This window comes from Saccharothrix stipae, from assembly GCF_054781895.1.
Genome location: NZ_BAAGTN010000002.1, coordinates 22,241 through 41,600, shown reverse-complemented (window position 1 = coordinate 41,600; position 19,360 = coordinate 22,241). Strand labels below are relative to the sequence as shown.

Here is a 19,360-nt window from a genome sequence, read left to right as displayed (position 1 = left end):
TGTCTATCGTACACGCAGTGTCCGGCGGACACACAAGTATCCAGAGGACACAGCGGTGTCCGACCGTGCCAAATGGGGGCTTTCGACCATGTCTGTCAAGATCTTCGTCAACCTGCCCGTGGGCGACCTGGCCAAGTCGATCGAGTTCTTCGCCGCGCTCGGCTTCGCGCACAACCCGGCGTTCACCGACGAGAACGCGTCCTGCGTCGTGTTCAGCGACACCGTCTACGCGATGCTGGTGACCGAGCCGTTCTTCAAGACGTTCACCACCAGGGAGATCGCCGACGCGCGCACGACCACGGAGGCGATCGTGGCGCTGTCCCTCGACAGCCGCGAGCAGGTCGACGAGGTGGCAGACAAGGCGCTGGCCGCGGGCGGCGGGTTCGTCCGGGAGCCGGAGGACCACGGCTTCATGTACGGCCGCAGCTTCGAGGACCTCGACGGCCACATCTGGAACCTGTTCTGGATGGACGAGGCCGCGGCGCAGGGCTGAGCCCCCGGTCGGGACGCGGACGACCGGCTGATCACCCGAGCCCGACGAGCGGGCCGGGTGATCAGCCGGCGGGCGTCAGCCGATCTGCCACTGCTGGTCGGCCGCGCCGACGCAGGCCCACATCACGACGGCGGCGCCGTTGCCCCGGTTGCCGGCGGGGATCGTCAGGCAGTTGTTGTTCGCGTTCCGCAGCTCGCTGCCGTTGAACCGCCACTGCTGCGGCGGGTTGGCCAGGCAGTCCCACTGGTTGAGGCCCGCTCCGGTGCCGCCGTTGCCGTCGTTGACGTCGAGGCACTTGCCGCTGACCACGTTGCGGTACTCGCTGCCGTTGCTCTCCCACCTCTGGTTGTCACCACCGGTGCAGGTCCACATGGCCACGGCGCCGCCGTTGCCCCTGTTGCCGTTCCGGACTTCGAGGCACAACCCGTTCATCCTCGACACGATCTGGAAACCGGCCTCCGCCTGCTCGGACCGGGACTGCGGTGCGGTGCCCGCCGAGGCCGACACGGCGACGACGCCGCTGACCGCCAGCACCGCGGCGGCCACACCCGTGAGAAGCCTTTTCGAACCGGACCGGATCATGGTTACCTCCCCGTGAACCTCTGTGCGCAGGTCCGCGCTGCCACGCGACCTGAGCTGAACCCTCCGCCGGGTGGCGGGTCGGCGGGTATCCCGAAACTTGGGGATGCCGGGCGGGCGAGCGCCGCGTTGCGGCGTGGTCGCGAACGGCTCACACTGCGCGGTGTGGACCGTTCGGGGGAGCGGTTGCTGCGCCAGTTGACCGCGGTGACCGGACAGGGTGTGAGCTGGGCCGAGTCCGGCGCGGAACTCTCACGGGCCGTCGCGTCCGTGGTGCCGCACGACGGGGCGCGCTTGACGGGCCTGGGACCGGCGACCGGGTTCGGCCCGGCGTCGTTCAGCTTCTGGCACGGCTACGAAGCGGACTTCGCCCGGGACCTGCTGCGCGGTTGCCACACGGGCCGGGACCCGTGCCTGCGCGAGGACCTGGCCCGGCGACCGGTGCCGGTCGACGTGGTGGCGGGCACGGGCGAAGGCTCGCGGCACCGCGCGGTGCGGCGCATGTTCGCCGATCACGGCGTCGCCGGCGAACTGCGGCTGCTGTTGCGGGACGCCCGCGGCGTGTGGGGGACGCTCGGCCTGATCCGGGCGCGCGGCGCCCGGCCGTTCAGCGACGAGGACCTCGGCAACGCGGCGCGACTCGGACCGGCGCTGGTGGCGTTCCTCCGCCGGTACGTGACCGCGGGCCCGCTGGTGCCCGCCACGGCGAGCCCGCCGCCGGGCGTGATCGTCCTCGGCCCGGACCACGAGATCACCGCGGCCACGCCGGCGGCGCTCGCCTGGCGGGAGCGGCTGGAGAACCGGCTGCGCGCTCCGGAGTGGACCGGCCGGTCCTTCTTCGCCGGGATGTCCGCCCTGGCCCGCACCCCGGCGGGCGCGCCGCTGGTGCTGGGCCCGGCGGCGAGCTACGGGCGGTGGATCGCGTGCCAGGCGGAGCGGCTGGACGCCGACGGTGCGGGCGACGTGGCGGTCGTCATCCAGGCGGCCACGGCCGCGCAGCTGCTCCCGTCCTTCTGCTCCTGGTACGGCATCACGGCCCGTGAACGCCAGGTGGTGGAGCAGTTGCACGCGGGTGCGGCGCCCAAGCACATCGCCCGCAGGCTCGACCTGTCGGTGCACACGGTCAACGCCCACCTGAAGGCGATCTTCCGCAAGACCGGCGCCCAGGGCCGCGACGAGCTCATCGCCGCGCTCAACTGACCGTGCCGGAGGCGGTCCGCCGGTCGTGGCCGAACGCGGCGGCGCAGGCGCAGGAACCTCCGCCGCCGCGTGGCCCGAGCAGGATCAGAACTGCAAGGACCAGCCGTTGATCCGGCCGGTGTCCGCGGACGCGACGTCCTGCACGCGCAGCTTCCACGTGCCGTTGGCGACCTCCGAGGACGCGTTCACCGTGTACGTGGTGACCACGTTGTCCGCGCTGTCGTTGCTGGAGGTCTTCACCCGGTACGCCGAGCCGTCCGGCGCGATCAGGTCGATGACCAGGTCACCCCGGTAGGTGTGGGTGATGTCCACGCCCACCGCCAACGCCGACGGCGCGTTGCCCGCCACCCCGGACACCGTGATCGGGCTCTCCACCGTGGTCAGGTCGGGGATGGTCACGTCGGCCGGGTTCTCGAAGCGCGGCCCCGGCGGGGTGCCCGCGCCGGCCAGCGTCCACAGGGCGTAGGCGATGGCGTCGCTGTTGCGGTCCAACGCGGTGACGTCGACGTTCGCCGTCGTGTCGCACGAGCGGTGGTAGCAGCGGTCGAAGGCGACGCCCGCCGTGCCGCCCCACTTCTGCGCCTGCGCCGCGGTCTTGGTGACCTCGGCGCCGGTGAACGTGCCGCCGATGGGGATGCCCGCCCGCGCGAACGCGGCGTGGTCGGACCGCCCGCCCACCGACGTCAGCTCGGTCGGCACGCTGAAGCCCGCCTGCAACGTCTGCTGCAACTGCAACGACCCGGTCGGCTGACCCGAGGCGCTGTAGACGAAGTAGCCCGCGTTCGGCGAGCCGATCATGTCGAAGTTCAGGTACGCCTTGACCTTCGAGCGCTCGGTCGTGGGCAGGTTGTTCACGTAGTAGGTGGAGCCGATCAGGCCCAGCTCCTCCGCGCCCCACCAGCCGAACCGGATGTGCTTGCGCGGCGCCAGGCCCTGCCGCGCCACGGTCAGCGCGACCTCCAGCAGGCCCGCCGAGCCGGTGCCGTTGTCGTTGATGCCCGGGCCGGCGCTGACGCTGTCGAGGTGGCCGCCGAGCATCAGCACGTCGTTCGGGTCGCCGCCCGGCCAGTCCGCGATGAGGTTGTAGCCGGTCGCGCCGCTGCTGGTGAACTGCTGCACGGACGTCTGGTAGCCGGCCGCGTCCAGCTTCGCCTTGACGTGGTTGACCGACGCCAGGTAGCCGGGCCGGCCGTGCGCCCGGTTGCCGCCGTTGTTGTTGGCGATCGCCTGGAGGTCGTTCAGGTGCGCCTGGACGTTGGCCGCCGAGATGTCGGGCACGGCCAGGGTCGCCACCGGCGTCGCGGTGGCGACGGGCGGGCTGAGCAGGGCCGCGGCGAGCAACAGGGCGCTCGCCACGGGTGTCGTCCTTCGCAAGGACATGGCTGCCTCCGCAGGGTGTAGGGAAAGCCACGCACGAGCGTGCGGGCTGCGACACCACCGCGGTAGCGACTTTCGTCGTGGCACGTTCGGACGCAGAGCGGACAGTTCTGTCCGCTCTGTCCGCTCGATAACTTCAGTGTTGACCGAAAATCACTGTTCGGCGCGCTGGGCGCGGGCCCGCCGCTTGCCCTCGTGCATCGCCTGGACACGGGCCACCGGGATGGTGTGCCCCTCGGCGACCAGGTCGTCCGGCAACCGCTGCGGCGCGGGCATCCGGGAGTTCCACGGGTCGCCGTCGCCGAGCAGCGCCGCGGCGGTCCGGACGGTGAAGTCGGCGGGGGTCACCGCGTCCAGGTCGTCCCAGTCCACCGGGAACGACACGGTGGCGCCGGGCCGGATCCGCGGGCTGTACGCGGCGGCGACGGTCGCGCCGTACGCGCGGGTGGAGTCGAGGAACACCCGCCCGCCGCGGTCGTCCTTGATGAACGCCGTCGTCGCCAGGTCCGGGTCCAGCCGTTCGGCCCGCGCCGCCAACGCCCGGGTCGCGGCGGCCACGTCGTGGTCGGCGCCCTCGACCGGCACGAACACGTGCACGCCCTTGGCACCGCTGGTCTTCAGCACGCCGGTCAGCCCGTCGTCGGCCAACGCCCGCCGCACCAGCTTCGCCGCCGCCACGACCACGTCGAACCCCGCGCCCTCCGGCGGGTCGAGGTCGAGCACGAGGTGGGTGGGCCGGTCGAACGCGCCGGCGTGCGCCAACGTGACGTGGTACTCGACCGCCCGTTGGTTGGCGAACCACAGCAGCGTGCGCCGGTCCTCGCACATCGCGTACCGGATCTCGCGCTTGGAGGTCTCGGCCCACAGGGACACCGACGGCACCCAGGACGGCGTGTACTTGGGCAGGTTCTTCTGGGTGAACGGTTCCTGGCCGGGTCGCACCCGCACCACCGACAGCGGTCGACCGGCCAGGCCGGGGATGATCCGGTCCCGCACCGCGTCGAGGTAGTCGACCAGGTCGCCCTTGGTCGCGTCGGCGCCGTCGAACAGCGGCTGGTCGAGGTTGGTCAACGCCACGCCGTCGCGCTCTTCACCCATCGCACCACCCTTCCTCGTGGTGGTGCCGCAGGCAAGCGGGACACGGGTCCGCTCCACAAGGGAGCGGGCCCGTGTCCCGGTCGGGCGCTCAGGCGGGGAGTCGCCACACCTGGTTGGTGGCGGCGGAGCAGTCCCAGATCTGGAGCCGGGTGCCGTCGGCCGAGCTGGGGCCGGTGGCGTCGAGGCAGCGGCCCGAGGCGGGGTTGCGCAGCGTGCCGTCGGAGCCGGCCTGCCACTTCTGCGCGCCGGTGCCGTTGCAGTCCCACAGCTGCACGACGGTGCCGTTGGCGGTGCCGGCGCTGGTCACGTCCATGCACTTGCCGAGCGCGCGCAGCGTGCCGTCACCGCCGACGGTCCAGCTCTGCGCGGTGGTGCCGTTGCAGGTCCACAGCTGGATCGCGGTGCCGTTGGCCGAGGACGCGCTCGCCACGTCGACGCACTTGCCCGCGATGCCGGTGACGGGGCCGGTTCGGCCGGGCGGGGTGGTGCCGCCCATGACGGTGTCGTAGATGGCGCTGAGCAGGGAGGTGCTGCCGGTGGTGTCCTGAGACAGTTCCCAGTTCATCACGCCGCCCGCGTTGGCCACCGCCCACTGGGTCTTGCGCTTGATCGTGGGGACGCCGTTGTAGCACTGCTGCACGCCGCTCACGGTGACGCAGTCGCGGTTGGCGTTGGCCGGGTCCATGGCGACCAGTTGCGCGTAGGTGTAGTAGTTGGGCCGGCTGTAGAACGGCACGCCGAGCACGGCCTTGGCGGCGGGCAGGCCGCGGGACTTCCAGTAGTTGACCGTGCCGATGGACCAGTCGTGGTTGGCGTGGGGGCTGCCGCCGTCGTAGGCCATGATGTTGAGCCAGTCGACCTGGCCGAACACGGCGGTCTGGACGCCTTCGGCGGTGCCGCCGCCGGAGACGACGGCCGCGGTGAGGAGCTTGCCGCGGCTGTGCATGGCGGTGCTGAGCTGTCCCATGAGGGCGGTGAAGTTGTTCGCCGACGTGCCGGGGTCGGGGTACTCCCAGTCGATGTCGACGCCGTCGAGGTGGTACTGGTCGACCGCGTTGACGACCGCGTTGACGAACGTGGTGCGGCTGGTGGCGTTGCCCGCCAGCGCCTCGAACGCGGAGTCGTTGCCGTCGTTCCAGCCGCCGATGGCGAGCGAGACGCGCACGCCGTTGTTGTGGGCCAGGGTGACCAGGGAGGAGAGCTTGCCCGGGTCGGGGATGGCCTGGAGCGTGCCGTTCGGGTTGGGCAGGGCGAACGCGTAGTTGATGTGGGTGAGCTTGGTGTACTGCACGGAGTTGACGCTGCCGGCCCAGGACGGCAGGTAGCCGACGCTCTTGAAGCCGTTGGGCAGGACGGTGGCCTGTGCCGCCGGTGCGGTGGCGATGGCGACCGCGAGGCCGGCGGCGGTGGTGGCGAGGGCGAGGCCCGCGGCGCCCCACCTCGTCGATGCGCGCCTCGGTCGTGCGGGGGACTGCATGGACGTGGTCCTTTCGCAGGGATTCCCGAGGTGTCGCTCGCGCGCGGATGGCGGCGGGTCCGGGCGGTCGTGGACGCGTCGGGGGTGTTTCGGCAGCCGGGGCCGACCTTACTGGCGAACTTGATTCAAGTCACGATAAAAGTCGGCGGGCACCGTGATGGCGAGTTGTCGCAGCCTGACGGGGTCGGCGATGACCTCGTAGGCGGCGATGCGGTCGTCCCGCACGGTGACGGTGAGGGCCAGCCGGAGCCGTCCGCGCGGTGCGACGACGATGCCCACGCGTCCGTTGATCATGGCCGGTTCGGCGTGGCGTGCGTTCGCGGCGAGGACGACGGTCTCGGCGGCGACCGCGTGGGCGCCGCGGACCTCGGGGGCCGTGCCGGGTGGGACGGTGGCGGGGTCGGCGCGGCGGACCACGTCGGGGTCGAGCACGGCGATCAGGGCGTCGAAGTCGCCCGCGCGTGCGGCGGCCAGGAACGCGTCCACGACGTGCCGGTCGCGGGTGGGCTCGGCGTCGGGGAGGGCGGCGCCGCGGACCTTGTGCCGGGCGCGGCTGGCGAGTTTCTTGGTGGTCGCGGTGCTGCGGCCGACGATCGGCGCGATGCGGTCGAACGGCACGGCGAACGCGTCGTGCAGGACGAAGGCGACGCGTTCGGCGGGCCCGAGGGCGTCGAGGACGACGAGCAGGGCGCGCCCGACCGAGTCGACCAGCACGGCCTCGGCCTCGGGGTCGTCGTCGGCGGCGGTGTCGGGCACCTGGTCGAGGGCGTCCTCGCGGCGGGCGCGGCGGTGGCGCAGCACGTCCAGGCAGACGCGGGAGACGACGGTGCGCAGCCAGGCGGCGAGGTTGTCGACCTCGCCGGCGTCGACCCGGCACAGCCGCAACCAGGTCTCCTGGACCGCGTCCTCGGCCTCGGGCAGCGAGCCCAGCATCCGGTGGGCCACCGCGCGCAGGTGCGGGCGGTGCGCCTCGAATCGTTCCGCCAGTCGTTCGTGCATCCATCCCCTCCTGCCGGGTGGACGAACCGGGGGCGGGAAAGGTGACGGGCTCGCTGCCCGGAGACGGGCTACCGGCGGGTAGCTTGATCGGCTAGGTTCCGGTCGTGACCGAACCGAACGCGCGGGCGCACGTCGACGTCGAGGCCACCGCCGACCGGGTGTACGCCCTGGTGAGCGATCTGCGAGGGCTGGCGGACCTGGCCGAGGAGTACTCGGGCGGTCGGTGGCTGGCGCCGGCGGTCGGGCCCGCGGTGGGTGCGCGCTTCGTCGGGGCGAACCGGCGTGGACCCAGGGTCTGGCGCACGGTGTCCACCGTGACCGACGCGGGACCGACCCGGTTCGCGTTCGAGGTCCGCTCGCTCGGGTTGCCGGTGTCGCGCTGGCAGTACGACATCGAGCCGACCGCGACCGGCTGCCGCGTCACGGAGAGCACGTGGGACCGGCGCCCGGCGTGGTTCCGGCCGCTGACCGTGCCGGCGACCGGTGTGCGTGACCGGGATTCCTGGAACCAGCGCAACATCGAGCGCACCCTGGCCCGGTTGAAGTCCGCCGCCGAGCGGTGACGCCCTGGACGGTCGGGCATCACCCCGGACACCCTGGGCGTGATCGCCGGGCAATCCGGGAAAAGACATTTCCGGTCGTTGATCCGAATCGTTTTCCTGCTTTTAGGTTAGGCTCCCCTTAATGATTTCGTGTTGCGGGGTCCGGTGGTCGGTGGCACCGTCCTGGGTAGAAAACTGCTGCCCAGAGGAGCGGTCATGACCACCACGGAAATGCCGGCCGTCAACGAGTGCACGGTGACGGGTTGTTCGTACAACCACGATGGTTGTCACGCTTTCGCGATCACCGTGAGCGGTGTCAACGGCGCCGCCGACTGCGGAACGTTCATCCCCCTCGCCCGCAAGGGCGGCCTGCCCAAGGTCGTCGCGCAGGTCGGCGCGTGCTCGCGCACCGACTGCACCTACAACCGGGAGTTGGAGTGCACCGCGTCCGGCGTGCGGGTCGGACCTGGCCAGGGCGACCACGCCGCCAACTGCCTCACCTACACCCCGGAGCGCAACGCCGCGACCCCGACGGTCTCCTGAGCACGCCCGGCACGGGCAGCGACCGCCGGTCGGTCAGCACCCCTCAGAGCTGACCGACCGGCGGCCCGCGCACGGCGTCTCAGCGCCGTCCGCGGTGGTGTCGTGCCACCACGAGCGCCGCGGCGAGCAGCACCAGGTTCTTCAACACGAACTCGCCTGTGGTGCTGAGCAGCAACGGGTTGCCGTGCCGGAACGCCACCTCCGGCTGCACCACCAGCACGAGGAACGTGCCGAGCAGGTGCAGCGCCACGAGCGCCCCGACCGGCCGCACCGCGACCGCCACGATCAGCGCCATGCCCGCCAGCACCTCGAACACGCCCACTGCGGGCACGAACCAGGACGCGGGCAGGAACGGCACCGTGTCGGCGACGAGCTCGGCCACCGGCGACGTGCCCGCGACCTTGAGCACGCCGAACCACACGAACACCACCCCCAACGCGACCCGCAGCAGCGGGACACCCAGGTCCAGCACGACGTCCACCGCACGCGACGCCGTGCCGGACCACGTCGCACGCGACCCGGTGTGCGCTGCGTGGTCGGCCTCCGGTGGGCTGGTCAATTCCCTGCTCATCGGTCATCCCCCCTAGTCGATCCCGTCGGCGCACGGCCTTCGGGTCAGGTGCCGGATCAGGCTCCGGAACGCCGCGCGGCGGTGAGCGTGTCGCCCAGCGACCGCAGCCGCTCGTCGGTGCGGGCCACCTGCTCGGCGACCACGTCGAGCGCCCGGTCCAGGTGCGGGCGCACCGTCGCGGCCCAGTCGACGTCGGCCGCCCGGTCGCGGGCCTCCCGGGTCGGCTCCGGGAACGCCGCGGCCACCGCGTACACGACCGCGCCGAGCACCGCGTCCAGCACCAGTTCCGGCAACATCGACGTGACCAGGTTCGGCAGGTGGCCCGCCTGCTCCGCACCGGCCCGCGGCTGCCACGGGTCCAGGTGCGGCCGGACGGTCTCCCACAGGCCCGCGTCGACCGCGCCCACGCCGTACCGACCGGCCCACTGCAACGTGTCCGCCCTGGTGACGGTGGCCGCCAGCACCTCGCGGGCGTCCGCGCCGATCCTCAGCAGCTCCGCCAGGTCCAGGTTCTCCGGAGCGCCCACCAGGGCGGGCCGGATGTCCATCGCCACCTGGTGGTGCCACCGCGTGGCCAACGCCGCGCGCCACCACATGGCCTCCTGGGTGGCCGGCCGGGCCAACCACACCGCGATGTTGCGGAAGTAGGCCTTGATCTCCTCGTACGCGGCCCGGCCCGCCTCCGACGCGGCGAACCCGACGCTCTTGATGGGGTCCTCCGGCACCGTGGGGTCGCCGACCAGGTTGACGTTGAAGAAGTGGTGCCACGTGGCGTCCACCGCCACCCGGCCCACGCCGACCTGGTGCCCGTCGTAGGCGCCGATCGCCCCGAACGTGCCCGCGTTCAGCCGGCCCTTGCGCGGGTCCAGCTCCGCGGCCCGGGCGTTGAGCGTGGACCACGCCACGACCTCCGGCGCCAGACCCGCCGGGTACTCGGTCGTCTCGTACCCGTCGAAGGTGAACGACCGGGTCAGGTCGTCCGGGACGTAGCACTCGCCCTCGTGCGGGTGGTCGGGCAGCACGCGGATCGTGCCGCGCGGCCCGCACAGCAGCGGGTGCGGGAAGGCCCGGTGCGCCCACTTCGGCGAGTCCGACGTGGCGTACATCCGGGGCGTGATGACCTGCGGGATGTCGTCGGACTGGTCGTTGAGCTGGAACAACGGGTCGTGGCCCTCGGACAGCGTGTCGTTGCGGTCCGGGCCGTCGATCGACGGCGCGACCGGCTCGCCGTTCGGGCCGGGGTCCGGCCAGTGCCACTTGCGCATGCTCCGCACCCGCGGCACGCCGCCGCACATCGACACGCCCAGGTCCTCGTGGTCGCCGGTGGCGAACACGCCGCCACCGCCGTCCATGAACTCCGCGATCGCCCTGAGCTCGGTCTCCGCCAACGGCGGCCGCGGCGCCCTGGCCACGCCGAACAACCAGATCTGGTCGTACTGCGCCAGGTCGTGCCCGTCGAACCGGAAGTCCGTGATGTCGGCGGACAGCGCGGGCAGGTTGTCCTCGCGGTGCGCCCTGGTCACCTCGAACCTGACCCACGGCCCGGGCGGCGTCAGCAGCACGTCCACGAGCGCGGCCAGGCCGAAGTCGGCCCGGTCGAAGCTCGCCGTGCCGTCGGTGACCATCAGGATCCGGACGGCGGGCGGGTCGGCCAACACCGACGACGTGTCGGGCATGGGTTGTTCCTCTCGGTTCACGGTGTCATCCCTTCGATCTCGACCAGCAGGTCCGGGCGGCAGACGTCGACGGTGAAGACGGCGAGGTCCGCGCGCCGGGAGAATTCGTCGCGGCACAGCCGCAGCACGGTCGGCACGTCCTCGGGGCGCTTGACGTAGACCTTGATCGCGCGCAGGTCGTCGAGCCGGTAACCGCCCTCGATCCCGTGCTCGGCCAGGTTGTCCGCGCCGATGAGGGCGGCGATGTTGGCCAGCGTTACCTGGACCTGGCGGGCCACGTCACCGGGACTGACGGTGGCGTGGTCGAGGATGCTGGCGGTGCCCGACACGTACAGCGAGCCCCGGCCGTGCGCCGGCCTCAGGTAAGTCGCCCGGGCGAAGCTCGGCGGCCTCGGCCCGTACCGCGCCGGGTACTCGTGCGCGGGCACCTGGAGCGGGTTCTCCAGGTGCACGGCCTCGTGCGACCGGTGCGCCAGGAAGTAGAACGCGACACCGCCGCCGAGCGCGCCGATACCGGTGGACGCCGGCATGGCGTGGCCGCGCTCATCGAACGCCCGCCCCCGGCCGACGCAGAAGGCCCGGTACACCTCGGTGCCGTCGGCGCCGGGGTCGGTGATGCCTTCGAGCACGTTCCACATCCGGAACACGTTCCGGTAGCCCAGGCGCTCGACCAGCTCGAACGCCGCCCGGTAGGCCGCGTGCGCCGCCTCGCCGCAGTTCTCCGACGGGCCGATCCACCCGGCGCAGAACAGCACCTCGTCGTCGTGCGCGTAGAGCAGGCCCTTGTGCTCGCCGGCCCGCACCTGTCGCCCCTCGGTGGACCACACCTCCACCAGCTCGGGCTCGTCCGGCCGCGTCATGTGCAGTTGCAGGACCGGGCGGCCGTGCTCCCAGCGCGGTGGACCGGCCCGGTTCGCGTAGCGGACCGCGCCCAGCACGCTGTCGCCGGCCAGGTCGGCGAAGTCCTCCGCCGTGCGGAACGCGCACGGCGCCGTCACGATCACGTTGTTGCGCAATGTTTTTCTCCCCCTCAGAGCCGGACCGACCGCCACGCCGCGATCACGGCGAGCGCCTGTCCGGGGTTGAGCCGCGGGTCGCAGAGACTCGTGTACGAGCCGGTCGGGAAGTCGTCCCAACCGCACTCGGCGACCTCGTCCGGCGTGGTCTCCAGGTGCAGTCCGCCCGCCACGCCGCCGGCGACGTGCACGGTCGCCAGGAAGTCCGCCACCTCGCGGACGACCGTGTCGACCAACCGGGTCTTGCGACCCCCGGCGCCGGTGATCGTGTTGCCGTGCAACGGGTCGCACAGCCAGATCACCGGGTGGCCCGCCGCGCGGACCGCGGCCACCAGCGGCGGCAGCAGCGCGGACACCCGGTCCGCGCCGAGGCGGGCGATCAGCGTCAGCCGACCCGGCTCGCGCTCCGGGTCGAGCCGCTCGCACAGCGCGCGCAGCTCGTCCGGATCCGTGCCGGGGCCGACCTTGCAGGCCACCGGGTTCGCCACCGACGCCAGCAACCTCACGTGCGCGCCGTCGACGGCACGGGTGCGGTCGCCGACCCACGGCCAGTGCGTCGTGGTGAGCAGCGGGACGCCCCTCTCGTCCCGCCGCACCATCGGCAGCTCGTAGTCCAGGACCAGCGCCTCGTGGCTGGTCCGCACCCCCCGGTGCGCGCGGCGGAGGAACTCCGTCGCCGTCCGCGCCGCGTGGTAGCCCGCGATCAGCCGCGCCGGGTCCGCCCGCCGGGCCCGCGCGTCCGGCTGCGGCGCGTTGACCAGGTCGCCCCGGTAGACCGGCAGCTCCACCCCGTCGACCACCTCGGTCGGCCGGGACCGCGGCTTGGCGAACTGCCCCGCCAACCGGCCGACCCGCACCACCGGGCGGTCCTCGCCCAGCGCCTCGGCCAGCCGGTCGACCAGCGCCGCCTTGCGCGCCACGTGCGCCGGCCCGCACTCGGCGAACGGCTCGGCGCAGTCGCCCGCCTGCACGACCAGCCGCCGACCGGCCGCCACCTCGGCCAGGTCCGCGCGCAGCGCCGCCACCTCCGCCGCCGTGACCAGACCGGCCAGCCGCGCCAGCCGAGCGCGGAACGCCCGCGCCCGGCGGTCGGGCCACGGCGGCTGCTGCGCGGCGGGCAGTGATTTCCAGTGCGCCGTCTCCCATTCGGACAACGCCCTCGCGTGACCGCGCGGAACGGGTTCCGTGGACACATGGACCTCCGTTGGTGATCCGCTTTCCCCCAGTGACTTTCGACGGCAATGGTTCCGAATCCGGCGGGGGCATTTCGTCGGTCCCCGGGTGGATTCACCGGGTCCGCTTTCCCGTGCTGCGTCGCCCGATCGAGGTAAACCGGGAGGGGGATCGTCAAGCTCCGACGCAGGGTGGACGATATCCCTGGGAGGGGGTGGTTCCCTTGTTCGCGGCGCGCGGGAAATGGGTGCGCGTCGAACGCGGGAACGCGTGACCAAGGGGAGGAATAGTGTCCAGTTCCAACGTGCGTCTTGTGGTGTCGGTCCAGGCACGCGGTTTCGAGGAGAAGCCCGGGGAGGGCCACCTGGCCACCGGGCTGCTCACCGAACCGGCCTGCGTGCTCGTCCCGCTCTCGACCGACGGCATCGCCGAGGCGACCGAGGGGATCGACCTCCTGGTGCTGCCGCTGCCGCTGGGCGAGGGCGGGCGGGTCGAACGGCTCGTCGCCGAACACGTGCTGATCGGCACGCTGCCCGGCGGGAAGGGCCGTCGGTTCGCCCTGATCCGGACGGCGAACGACTCGCGGCACGAGCCGAACGTCGGCGAGTTCACCGAGTGCCAACTGGAGGAGGCGCTCAAGCAGCACGAGGGCGACCTGTGGGCCGCCCTGGAGTCGCTGGGTGCCGTCCCGGCCGGCTCGCGTGACGCCGTCACCCCGGAACTGCTGCGGCAGGTGCCCGAGGTGGAAGCCGAGCAGCGCAGGCCGGTGTTCGACGAGCCGGAGGACGGTCTCGTGCCGGGCGACCCGTGCGACCTCCTGCCGACGTGCCGGAAGTAGCCGGGCCGGTGGCCCTGGAGGGGCGGCCGCGGTGGTTGTCCCGCGCCACGGTGGTCGACGTCGCCCTGGCGGCGTCGGCCGCCGCGGTGGACGTGTTCCTGTTCTCCGCGGTGAGCAGCCGCAAACCGGTGGGCGCGGGGATGTGGTTCTTCGTCGCCCTAGTCGTGATCGGGTTCGCGGCGCTCCTCGTGCGCCGCCGTCACCCGGTGGTGGTGTTCGGGGCCGTGTGGGTGTGGGCGGTGCTCGTCACGCCGACGAGCGAGCTGGAGTTCCAGCCGACCGCGATCCCGTGCGTCGCCCTGTTCACCGTCGCCCTCTACGGCCAGGCGCGGATGTCGGCCGGCGCGCTGCTCGCGTGCGCGGTACTCGCCGTGCTGGCCGGCCTGCGCGAGGCCGCGTCCCGGCCGCCGGACGCGTGGATGGTCGCCACCTACGCCACCCTCGTGTTCTACCTGCTGGTGTACGGCTGCGTGTGGGCCGGCGGGCGATGGGCCCGGCTGAGCCGGCAGCACGCGGAGGACCTGGAGTTCCGCCGCCGCGTCGAGGCACACGAGGCGGTGATGGGCGAACGCACCCGCATCGCGCGCGAACTGCACGACATCGTGGCGCACGCGGTGACCGTGATGGTGCTCCAGGCGGCGGGCGCGCGGCGGGTGCTCGACAGCGACCCGGTGCGCGTCGGGCAAGCGCTGGGCCACATCGAGGACGCCGGCGAGCAGGCGATGGGCGAGCTGCGCCGGATGCTCACCGCGTTGCGGCTGAGCGACGACGAGGAGGCGGCCGGTGGCGTGACCGGTCGGCCGCAACCCGGCCTGGCCGACGTGGAGCACCTGATCGGCACGATCGCGGCGGCCGGGGTGCGGGTCCACACGCGGGTGGAGGGGGAGCCGCGCCGGCTGGCGGCCAGTGTGGACCTCGCCGCGTACCGGGTCGTGCAGGAGGCGTTGACCAACGTGACCAAGCACGTCGGCACGGGTGCGGAGGCGGACGTGCGGCTGCGGTGGGCGGCGGAGGAGTTGACCGTGGAGGTCAAGGACGACGGTCGGGGGCGCAGGCCCGAGCGGACGCTGTCCACCAACCACGGGTTGGCAGGGCTGCGGGAGCGGCTCGCGATCGTGGGCGGGCGGTTGGAGGCGGAGCGGTCGTCGGCGGGCGGGTTCCGGGTGACGGCCGTGCTGCCGGTGGCCGGCCCGGTCGCCGGTCCGGCGGCCGGCGAGGTCGTGCGGGAACACCGGTGATCCGGGTGATGCTGGTGGACGACCAGCCGTTGGTGCGCGCCGGTCTGGCGATGCTGCTCGCCGCCGAGCCGGACATCGAGGTCGTCGCCGAGGCCGACGAGGGCGCAGGTGCCGTGGCGCGGGCCGGTGAGCTGCACCCCGACGTGGTGCTGATGGACGTGCGCATGCCGGGCGTGGACGGGGTGGAGGCGACCCGGCGGATCATCGACGCCGACCCGGCGGGCGAGGACCACGCCACGAAGATCATCATCTTGACGACCTACAACGTGGACGAGGCCGTGTACGCGGCGTTGCGCGCGGGCGCGTCCGGGTTCCTGCTCAAGGACGCGGTGCCGCGGGAACTGGTCGACGCGGTGCGCACGGTGGCGTCCGGCGAGGCGTGGCTGGACCCGACCGTCGCGAAAGGACTGATCCGCGAGTTCGCCGCCCGACCGCGCAACCAGATGCCGACGTCGGCGGAGATGGGCGAGCTGACGGCGCGGGAGCGGGAGGTGCTGGTGCTCGTGGCGCACGGGTTGTCGAACCCGGAGATCGCCGTGCACCTAGTGGTGGGCGAGGCGACGGTGAAGACGCACCTGGGGCGGATCCTGATGAAGCTCGGGCTGCGCGACCGCGCCCAGGCGATCGCCGCCGCGTTCCACAGCGGCCTGGTCACGCCGGGCAGCAGCCCGCCACCACCGGCCGGTCGGGCGTCTTGATCGTTGCGGTGGGTCGGCCCGCCGGTGCGCGCGGTACCGTGAGTCGTGCGCATACGCCTGCGCAGGGCACGCGGCCGTGCCGGACCGACGAGCGTGGTGCTCGACCCGACGGCGGAACTCGTGCGACTCGGTGCGTTGCTGGAGGTCGTGGTCCAGGCCGTGGCGTTGCAGGAGCGGGCGGAGGCGATCATCGTCGACTGTGCCCCAACCGGGGTGACACGTCGTGGGAGGTCGCGCGCAGCGGCCGTGCCGTGGCGGCCCAGTACGGCAGGCTGTGCGGCTGGGCGGCGGACCTCGCGTGGCAGACCGACCGGCCACCGCCGCCGCAGCGGATCGTGGAACTCCTCCGCTACCACCTGGGCATGCTCGACTGCGCGTTGCAGCTCGCGTTCCCCCGCTACCGCTCCGACCGCCTGGAACGCCGCCGCCTGGCAATGACGGGCCTGGGCTCCCCAGCCCGCGAACTCCGCGCCGCTGAAACCACCCTCCGCGCCCGCATCACCACCCTCTCCACCTGACCGCGAGAGTCCAACGCTCACACCGCGAGAGTCCAACCTCCAACACCCGCGTGTCCTACGTTCAGAACGCGCGTGTCCTACGTTCGCGTACCCCGAGTTCAACGCTCAGAACAGCCGGTCGTGTTCTGAGCGTTGAACTCGGGTGTTCTGAACGTAGGACACGCGTGACGTGAACGTAGGACACACGCAGTGTGGAGGTAGGACTCTCGCGGGGTGAGTGTTGGACTCTCGGGGTTAGAAGGTGGTTCGGCCCGAGGCGAAGGGGTAGAGCGGGGTGCCGTAGGTGGAGGGGACGGGAGCGCCGGAGTCGATGCGTGCGCGGATGTCGGCACGTTCGGCGGTGGTGGCGCCCAGGTCGTAGGGGACGTCCCAGTGCTCGACGGCGTCGGCCGGGATGTCGGTGCCGCCGGGGCGGAGGACGTCGGTCAGGGCGCGGGGCAGTTGCCACGGCAGCTTGCCCGTGGGCGTGTAGTCGCCGAACAGCAGGGACGCCAAGGCCGGGCCCATCTCCTCGCCGCCGCGGTAGGTCACGACGATCGCGCTCGCCAGGTCGTGCCACTCCGTGATCACGTACGGGCGCGGCAGGACCAGGGCGACCACGACCGGGATGCCCTGGCGGTGGAAGTCCCGGATCAGGGCCAACTGGTCCGGCGGCAGGTAGGGCTGTTCCTTGGGCCAGCTCGTCGCGTGGGTGTACGACGTCTCGCCCACCGCCACGATCGCCAGCTTCGGTGACGGGCCGGTGTCCTTGTGCACGTTCACCCCGGCCTGCGCGGCACGGGTGCGGATCGCCTCCAGCATGGTCTGCGAGCCGTACTCCTGGTGGAAGTAGCTGGTCCAGATGCAGCATGCGGCCGTGTCGTCGGCACGCGGTCCGGCCACCACGATGTTGTCACCCCGGTTGAGCCGCACCGGCAGCACGCCGTTGGTGTTCTTCAGCAACGTCATCGCCTCACGCGACGCCTGGTTGGCCAACGCCGCGTACTCGGGCTTGTGGAACCGGTAAGGCCCGTTGACCGGGTCGCCGTACGGGTTCTCGAAGATGCCGAGCTTGAACTTCAGCCGCAGCACGCGCCGCACCGCGTCGTCGATCCGCGCCGCCGGCACCGCCGAGGTGAACCCGCCGATGGTGAACCCCGGCGCACCCGGGTCGGCGCCGCCCATCACGTCCGAACCGGCGTTCGCCGCACCGACCCACGAGCCGGACGGCAACCAGTCGGTGGTGATCAGACCGGTGTACCCGAGGTTCTGCCGCAGGTAGGCGAGGATCTTCGCGCTGTCACCCGCACCCGGACCGCCGGGATCGAGCAGCGAACTGCCCGCGTACCCCGGCATGATGTTGACCGCGCCCGCCTCCATCGCGGCCCGGAACGGCGCCAGGTGGTACTTGATCGTCACGGCGTCGTACACGATCAACGCCTCACCGCCCGCGCCCTCACCCGGCCAGTGCTTCACGGTCGCCAGCACCGACGCCGGGTTCAGCTCCGGCCCGCCCTGCAAGCCCGCCACCAGCGCCCGCACCTGCGCCGAAGCGACCTCGGAACTCTCGCCGTTGCCCTCCTGGATGCGCGGGTACAGCACCTTCGTGCCCACCTCGGCCAACGGTCCCAGCACACCGCGCGTGCCGACCTCCAGCTGCTCGCGCCGCTGCATGTCGCCGAGCTTGTAGTCCAACGGGTAGTTCCGCGCCGCCGCCAACGCGCTCTGCAACGGGTACGTCGTCTTGTACCCGGCGATCGTGTCACCGGCCGACACGAACGGGATGCCGAGCCGCGTCCCGCTCGACCCGAGCAACGCGGTGTGCAGGTCCTGCGCCTCCGCCGGCCCGAAGTGCCACCCCGATCGTGGGAACACCTGGGCGTTGTAGAACATCTGGTACGCCTTCTCCTCGATCGTCATCCGACCGAGCAGGTCGTTCACCCGCGTCTCCACGGGCTGCCGCCAGTCCTCGTACGGCTCGACCGCGCCGTTCTTGTTCAGGTCACGGCTGCCGTTCACCACGCGCACACCGTCGGCCACGGCCGTCACCGCCGGCAGGTACACGCTGAACGTGCGGATGTTCGACGCGCTGGTCGCCCCGGAACCGTCCACCGCGACCACGAACCACTTGTACGTCCACCGGTCGGCGATGTCCCACGACGGCGTGTAACCGGTGCCCGTCGGCTCGGCCACCTTGGTGTAGAGGTCGATCAGGTTGCCGGACGCGGCGAAGTCGTAGTCGGTGCGGCTGACGTTCAGCCACACCTGGTACCGCACCGCACCCGGCACGGCCGCCCACGAGAACGCGGGACGCCGGGTGCCGGTGATCATCGCGTTGTCGGCTGGCGCGGACAGGGCGAACCGACCCGTCACCGCGGGCGCCTTGGTCGGCGGCGACAGCAACGGCGGCGTGGCGGCGGAGGTGTCCACGGCGCCGAAGACCTGGAACTCCCAGAGCGACACGCCGTAGCCGGTGGCGCGTGCGGTGGCGAACAACCGCAGGTAACGGCCGGTGCCGCCGACCGCGAGCCGTTCGGTGCCACCCGCGCCGGTGGTGGTGGCGTAGACCTGGGTCCAGGTCACGGCGTCGTTCGACAGCTCGATCCGGTAGCCCCTGGCGTACGCGCCCTCCCAGTGCAGCACGACCTGGTTGACGGTGGCGACGCCGCCGAAGTCGACGCGCAGCCACTGGTTGTCGGCGAACTGGCTGGACCAGCGGGTGTTCGTGCGGCCGTCGAGCGCCGCGGCGGGCGCGTTGCCGCCCTCCCAGGTGGAGGCCGTGACCTGCTTGTACTGCGAGATCGGCGTGCCCGCGGCGGCGCCGGTCGTGCCGTAGACCTGGAACTCCCACAACGAGTAGCCGTAGCCGGTGGCACGGGCCGTGCCGAACATGCGGACGTGCCGACCGGTGCCGGTGACGGGGATGTCCTGCGTGCCGCCCGCGCCGTTGGCCGTGGTGTGGATCGTGGTCCACGTGACGCCGTCGGCCGAGGTCTGCACCTGGAACGCGGTCGCGTGGGCGGCCTCCCAGGTCAGCACCACGCGGTCCAGCGTCGCGGTGGCGCCCAGGTCGACGCTCAACCACTGCGGGTCGGTGAACGCGCTGGACCAGCGGGTGCCGGTGTTGCCGTCGGTGGCGGCGGACGCGGCGGTGCCCGCGTTCTCGGTGGAGGAGGCGGTGGTGGGTTTGCCCTGCGACAGCAGGACCCCGGCCGCCCGCGCCTGCGGCGAGGTCGCGGCGAGCTGCCCGGCGGTCAGGGCGACGAGGACGGCGAGCAGGGGCAGGACCCGGCGGCGGTGCCGGGCGAGCGCTTCGGGCATGGCGACTCCAGGCAGGGGTGGCCC

Annotated in this window: 18 protein-coding genes; 8 read left to right on the top strand and 10 right to left on the bottom strand. The window is 72.3% G+C overall.

Annotated features, from left to right (window positions below; translation table 11 throughout):
• Positions 1–88 precede the first annotated feature (88 nt).
• Positions 89–493, top strand: coding sequence for a VOC family protein (locus ACYVLT_RS03370; RefSeq protein ID WP_461118594.1), 405 nt, complete (start codon positions 89–91; stop codon positions 491–493).
• 75 nt (positions 494–568) lie between these two features.
• Here ACYVLT_RS03370 and ACYVLT_RS03365 read toward each other — a convergent pair whose 3' ends face one another.
• Positions 569–1,075 (bottom strand): RICIN domain-containing protein, encoded by a 507-nt coding sequence (locus tag ACYVLT_RS03365; protein ID WP_461118593.1) that lies wholly within the window; start codon positions 1,073–1,075, stop codon positions 569–571.
• A 162-nt stretch (positions 1,076–1,237) separates the two neighbouring features.
• On the opposite strand from ACYVLT_RS03365, the gene ACYVLT_RS03360 reads away from it, so the two are divergent.
• On the top strand, positions 1,238–2,272 hold the full coding sequence (locus ACYVLT_RS03360; RefSeq protein ID WP_461118592.1) for a helix-turn-helix transcriptional regulator: 1,035 nt from the start codon (positions 1,238–1,240) through the stop codon (positions 2,270–2,272).
• 84 nt (positions 2,273–2,356) lie between these two features.
• Here ACYVLT_RS03360 and ACYVLT_RS03355 read toward each other — a convergent pair whose 3' ends face one another.
• The 4 genes from ACYVLT_RS03355 to ACYVLT_RS03340 form a co-directional block, all read right to left on the bottom strand.
• A complete protein-coding gene (locus ACYVLT_RS03355; RefSeq protein ID WP_461118591.1) occupies positions 2,357–3,628 on the bottom strand; it encodes a M28 family metallopeptidase in 1,272 nt (423 codons plus the stop codon).
• A 174-nt stretch (positions 3,629–3,802) separates the two neighbouring features.
• Positions 3,803–4,747 carry a DNA polymerase domain-containing protein gene (locus ACYVLT_RS03350; protein ID WP_461118590.1) on the bottom strand — a complete coding sequence of 315 codons (945 nt, stop codon included), beginning with the start codon at positions 4,745–4,747 and terminating at the stop codon, positions 3,803–3,805.
• An 88-nt stretch (positions 4,748–4,835) separates the two neighbouring features.
• On the bottom strand, positions 4,836–6,224 hold the full coding sequence (locus ACYVLT_RS03345) for a glycosyl hydrolase family 18 protein (protein ID WP_461118589.1): 1,389 nt from the start codon (positions 6,222–6,224) through the stop codon (positions 4,836–4,838).
• 108 nt (positions 6,225–6,332) lie between these two features.
• The gene (locus ACYVLT_RS03340) at positions 6,333–7,223 is read right to left on the bottom strand and encodes a sigma-70 family RNA polymerase sigma factor (RefSeq protein ID WP_461118588.1); all 891 of its coding nucleotides are present in this window, start codon (positions 7,221–7,223) and stop codon (positions 6,333–6,335) included.
• Between the two features lie 104 nt (positions 7,224–7,327).
• On the opposite strand from ACYVLT_RS03340, the gene ACYVLT_RS03335 reads away from it, so the two are divergent.
• Both ACYVLT_RS03335 and ACYVLT_RS03330 read left to right on the top strand, forming a co-directional pair.
• Complete coding sequence (locus tag ACYVLT_RS03335; protein WP_461118587.1) at positions 7,328–7,786, top strand: SRPBCC family protein; 459 nt, start codon at positions 7,328–7,330, stop codon at positions 7,784–7,786.
• Positions 7,787–7,981: 195 nt separating this feature from the next.
• Positions 7,982–8,308 carry a DUF1540 domain-containing protein gene (locus ACYVLT_RS03330; RefSeq protein ID WP_360465313.1) on the top strand — a complete coding sequence of 109 codons (327 nt, stop codon included), beginning with the start codon at positions 7,982–7,984 and terminating at the stop codon, positions 8,306–8,308.
• A 79-nt stretch (positions 8,309–8,387) separates the two neighbouring features.
• On the opposite strand, the gene ACYVLT_RS03325 is transcribed toward ACYVLT_RS03330, so the two are convergent.
• From ACYVLT_RS03325 to ACYVLT_RS03310, 4 genes are read right to left on the bottom strand one after another with little or no spacing between them, the layout of a single operon-like run.
• Entirely contained in the window at positions 8,388–8,879 is a 492-nt protein-coding gene (locus tag ACYVLT_RS03325; protein WP_461118586.1) for a DoxX family protein, read from the bottom strand.
• A gap of 56 nt (positions 8,880–8,935) precedes the next feature.
• Positions 8,936–10,555 carry a hypothetical protein gene (locus ACYVLT_RS03320; RefSeq protein WP_461118585.1) on the bottom strand — a complete coding sequence of 540 codons (1,620 nt, stop codon included), beginning with the start codon at positions 10,553–10,555 and terminating at the stop codon, positions 8,936–8,938.
• Positions 10,556–10,572: 17 nt separating this feature from the next.
• Positions 10,573–11,571, bottom strand: a complete 999-nt coding sequence (locus ACYVLT_RS03315; protein WP_461118584.1) for an FkbO/Hyg5 family chorismatase — start codon at positions 11,569–11,571, stop codon at positions 10,573–10,575.
• A 14-nt stretch (positions 11,572–11,585) separates the two neighbouring features.
• Complete coding sequence (locus ACYVLT_RS03310) at positions 11,586–12,764, bottom strand: 3-deoxy-7-phosphoheptulonate synthase (RefSeq protein WP_461118583.1); 1,179 nt, start codon at positions 12,762–12,764, stop codon at positions 11,586–11,588.
• 269 nt (positions 12,765–13,033) lie between these two features.
• Between ACYVLT_RS03310 and ACYVLT_RS03305 the strand changes: the two genes are divergently transcribed.
• The 4 genes from ACYVLT_RS03305 (at position 13,034) to ACYVLT_RS03290 (ending at position 16,036) form a co-directional block, all read left to right on the top strand.
• Entirely contained in the window at positions 13,034–13,582 is a 549-nt protein-coding gene (locus ACYVLT_RS03305) for a hypothetical protein (RefSeq protein ID WP_461118582.1), read from the top strand.
• Entirely contained in the window at positions 13,570–14,820 is a 1,251-nt protein-coding gene (locus tag ACYVLT_RS03300) for a sensor histidine kinase (RefSeq protein WP_461118581.1), read from the top strand. The genes ACYVLT_RS03305 and ACYVLT_RS03300 overlap by 13 nt, the downstream gene beginning before the upstream one ends.
• A complete protein-coding gene (locus ACYVLT_RS03295) occupies positions 14,817–15,518 on the top strand; it encodes a response regulator (protein WP_461118580.1) in 702 nt (233 codons plus the stop codon). Before ACYVLT_RS03300 ends, ACYVLT_RS03295 begins: the two co-directional genes overlap by 4 nt.
• A 251-nt stretch (positions 15,519–15,769) precedes the next feature.
• Positions 15,770–16,036, top strand: coding sequence for a hypothetical protein (locus tag ACYVLT_RS03290; RefSeq protein ID WP_461118579.1), 267 nt, complete (start codon positions 15,770–15,772; stop codon positions 16,034–16,036).
• A 234-nt stretch (positions 16,037–16,270) separates the two neighbouring features.
• Here the strand turns inward: ACYVLT_RS03290 and ACYVLT_RS03285 are convergent, their stop codons facing one another.
• Positions 16,271–19,336, bottom strand: a complete 3,066-nt coding sequence (locus ACYVLT_RS03285; protein WP_461118578.1) for a discoidin domain-containing protein — start codon at positions 19,334–19,336, stop codon at positions 16,271–16,273.
• Positions 19,337–19,360: the final 24 nt, after the last annotated feature.

Bases quoted from the DNA above. Each gene is read 5' to 3' on its own strand.
- ACYVLT_RS03345 (WP_461118589.1), bottom strand. From the start codon at position 6,224: ATGCAGTCCCCCGCACGACCGAGGCGCGCATCGACGAGGTGGGGCGCC.
- ACYVLT_RS03330 (WP_360465313.1), top strand. From the start codon at position 7,982: ATGACCACCACGGAAATGCCGGCCGTCAACGAGTGCACGGTGACGGGT.
- ACYVLT_RS03285 (WP_461118578.1), bottom strand. From the start codon at position 19,336: ATGCCCGAAGCGCTCGCCCGGCACCGCCGCCGGGTCCTGCCCCTGCTC.
- ACYVLT_RS03350 (WP_461118590.1), bottom strand. From the start codon at position 4,747: ATGGGTGAAGAGCGCGACGGCGTGGCGTTGACCAACCTCGACCAGCCG.
- ACYVLT_RS03365 (WP_461118593.1), bottom strand. From the start codon at position 1,075: ATGATCCGGTCCGGTTCGAAAAGGCTTCTCACGGGTGTGGCCGCCGCG.
- ACYVLT_RS03325 (WP_461118586.1), bottom strand. From the start codon at position 8,879: ATGAGCAGGGAATTGACCAGCCCACCGGAGGCCGACCACGCAGCGCAC.
- ACYVLT_RS03320 (WP_461118585.1), bottom strand. From the start codon at position 10,555: ATGCCCGACACGTCGTCGGTGTTGGCCGACCCGCCCGCCGTCCGGATC.
- ACYVLT_RS03370 (WP_461118594.1), top strand. From the start codon at position 89: ATGTCTGTCAAGATCTTCGTCAACCTGCCCGTGGGCGACCTGGCCAAG.
- ACYVLT_RS03340 (WP_461118588.1), bottom strand. From the start codon at position 7,223: ATGCACGAACGACTGGCGGAACGATTCGAGGCGCACCGCCCGCACCTG.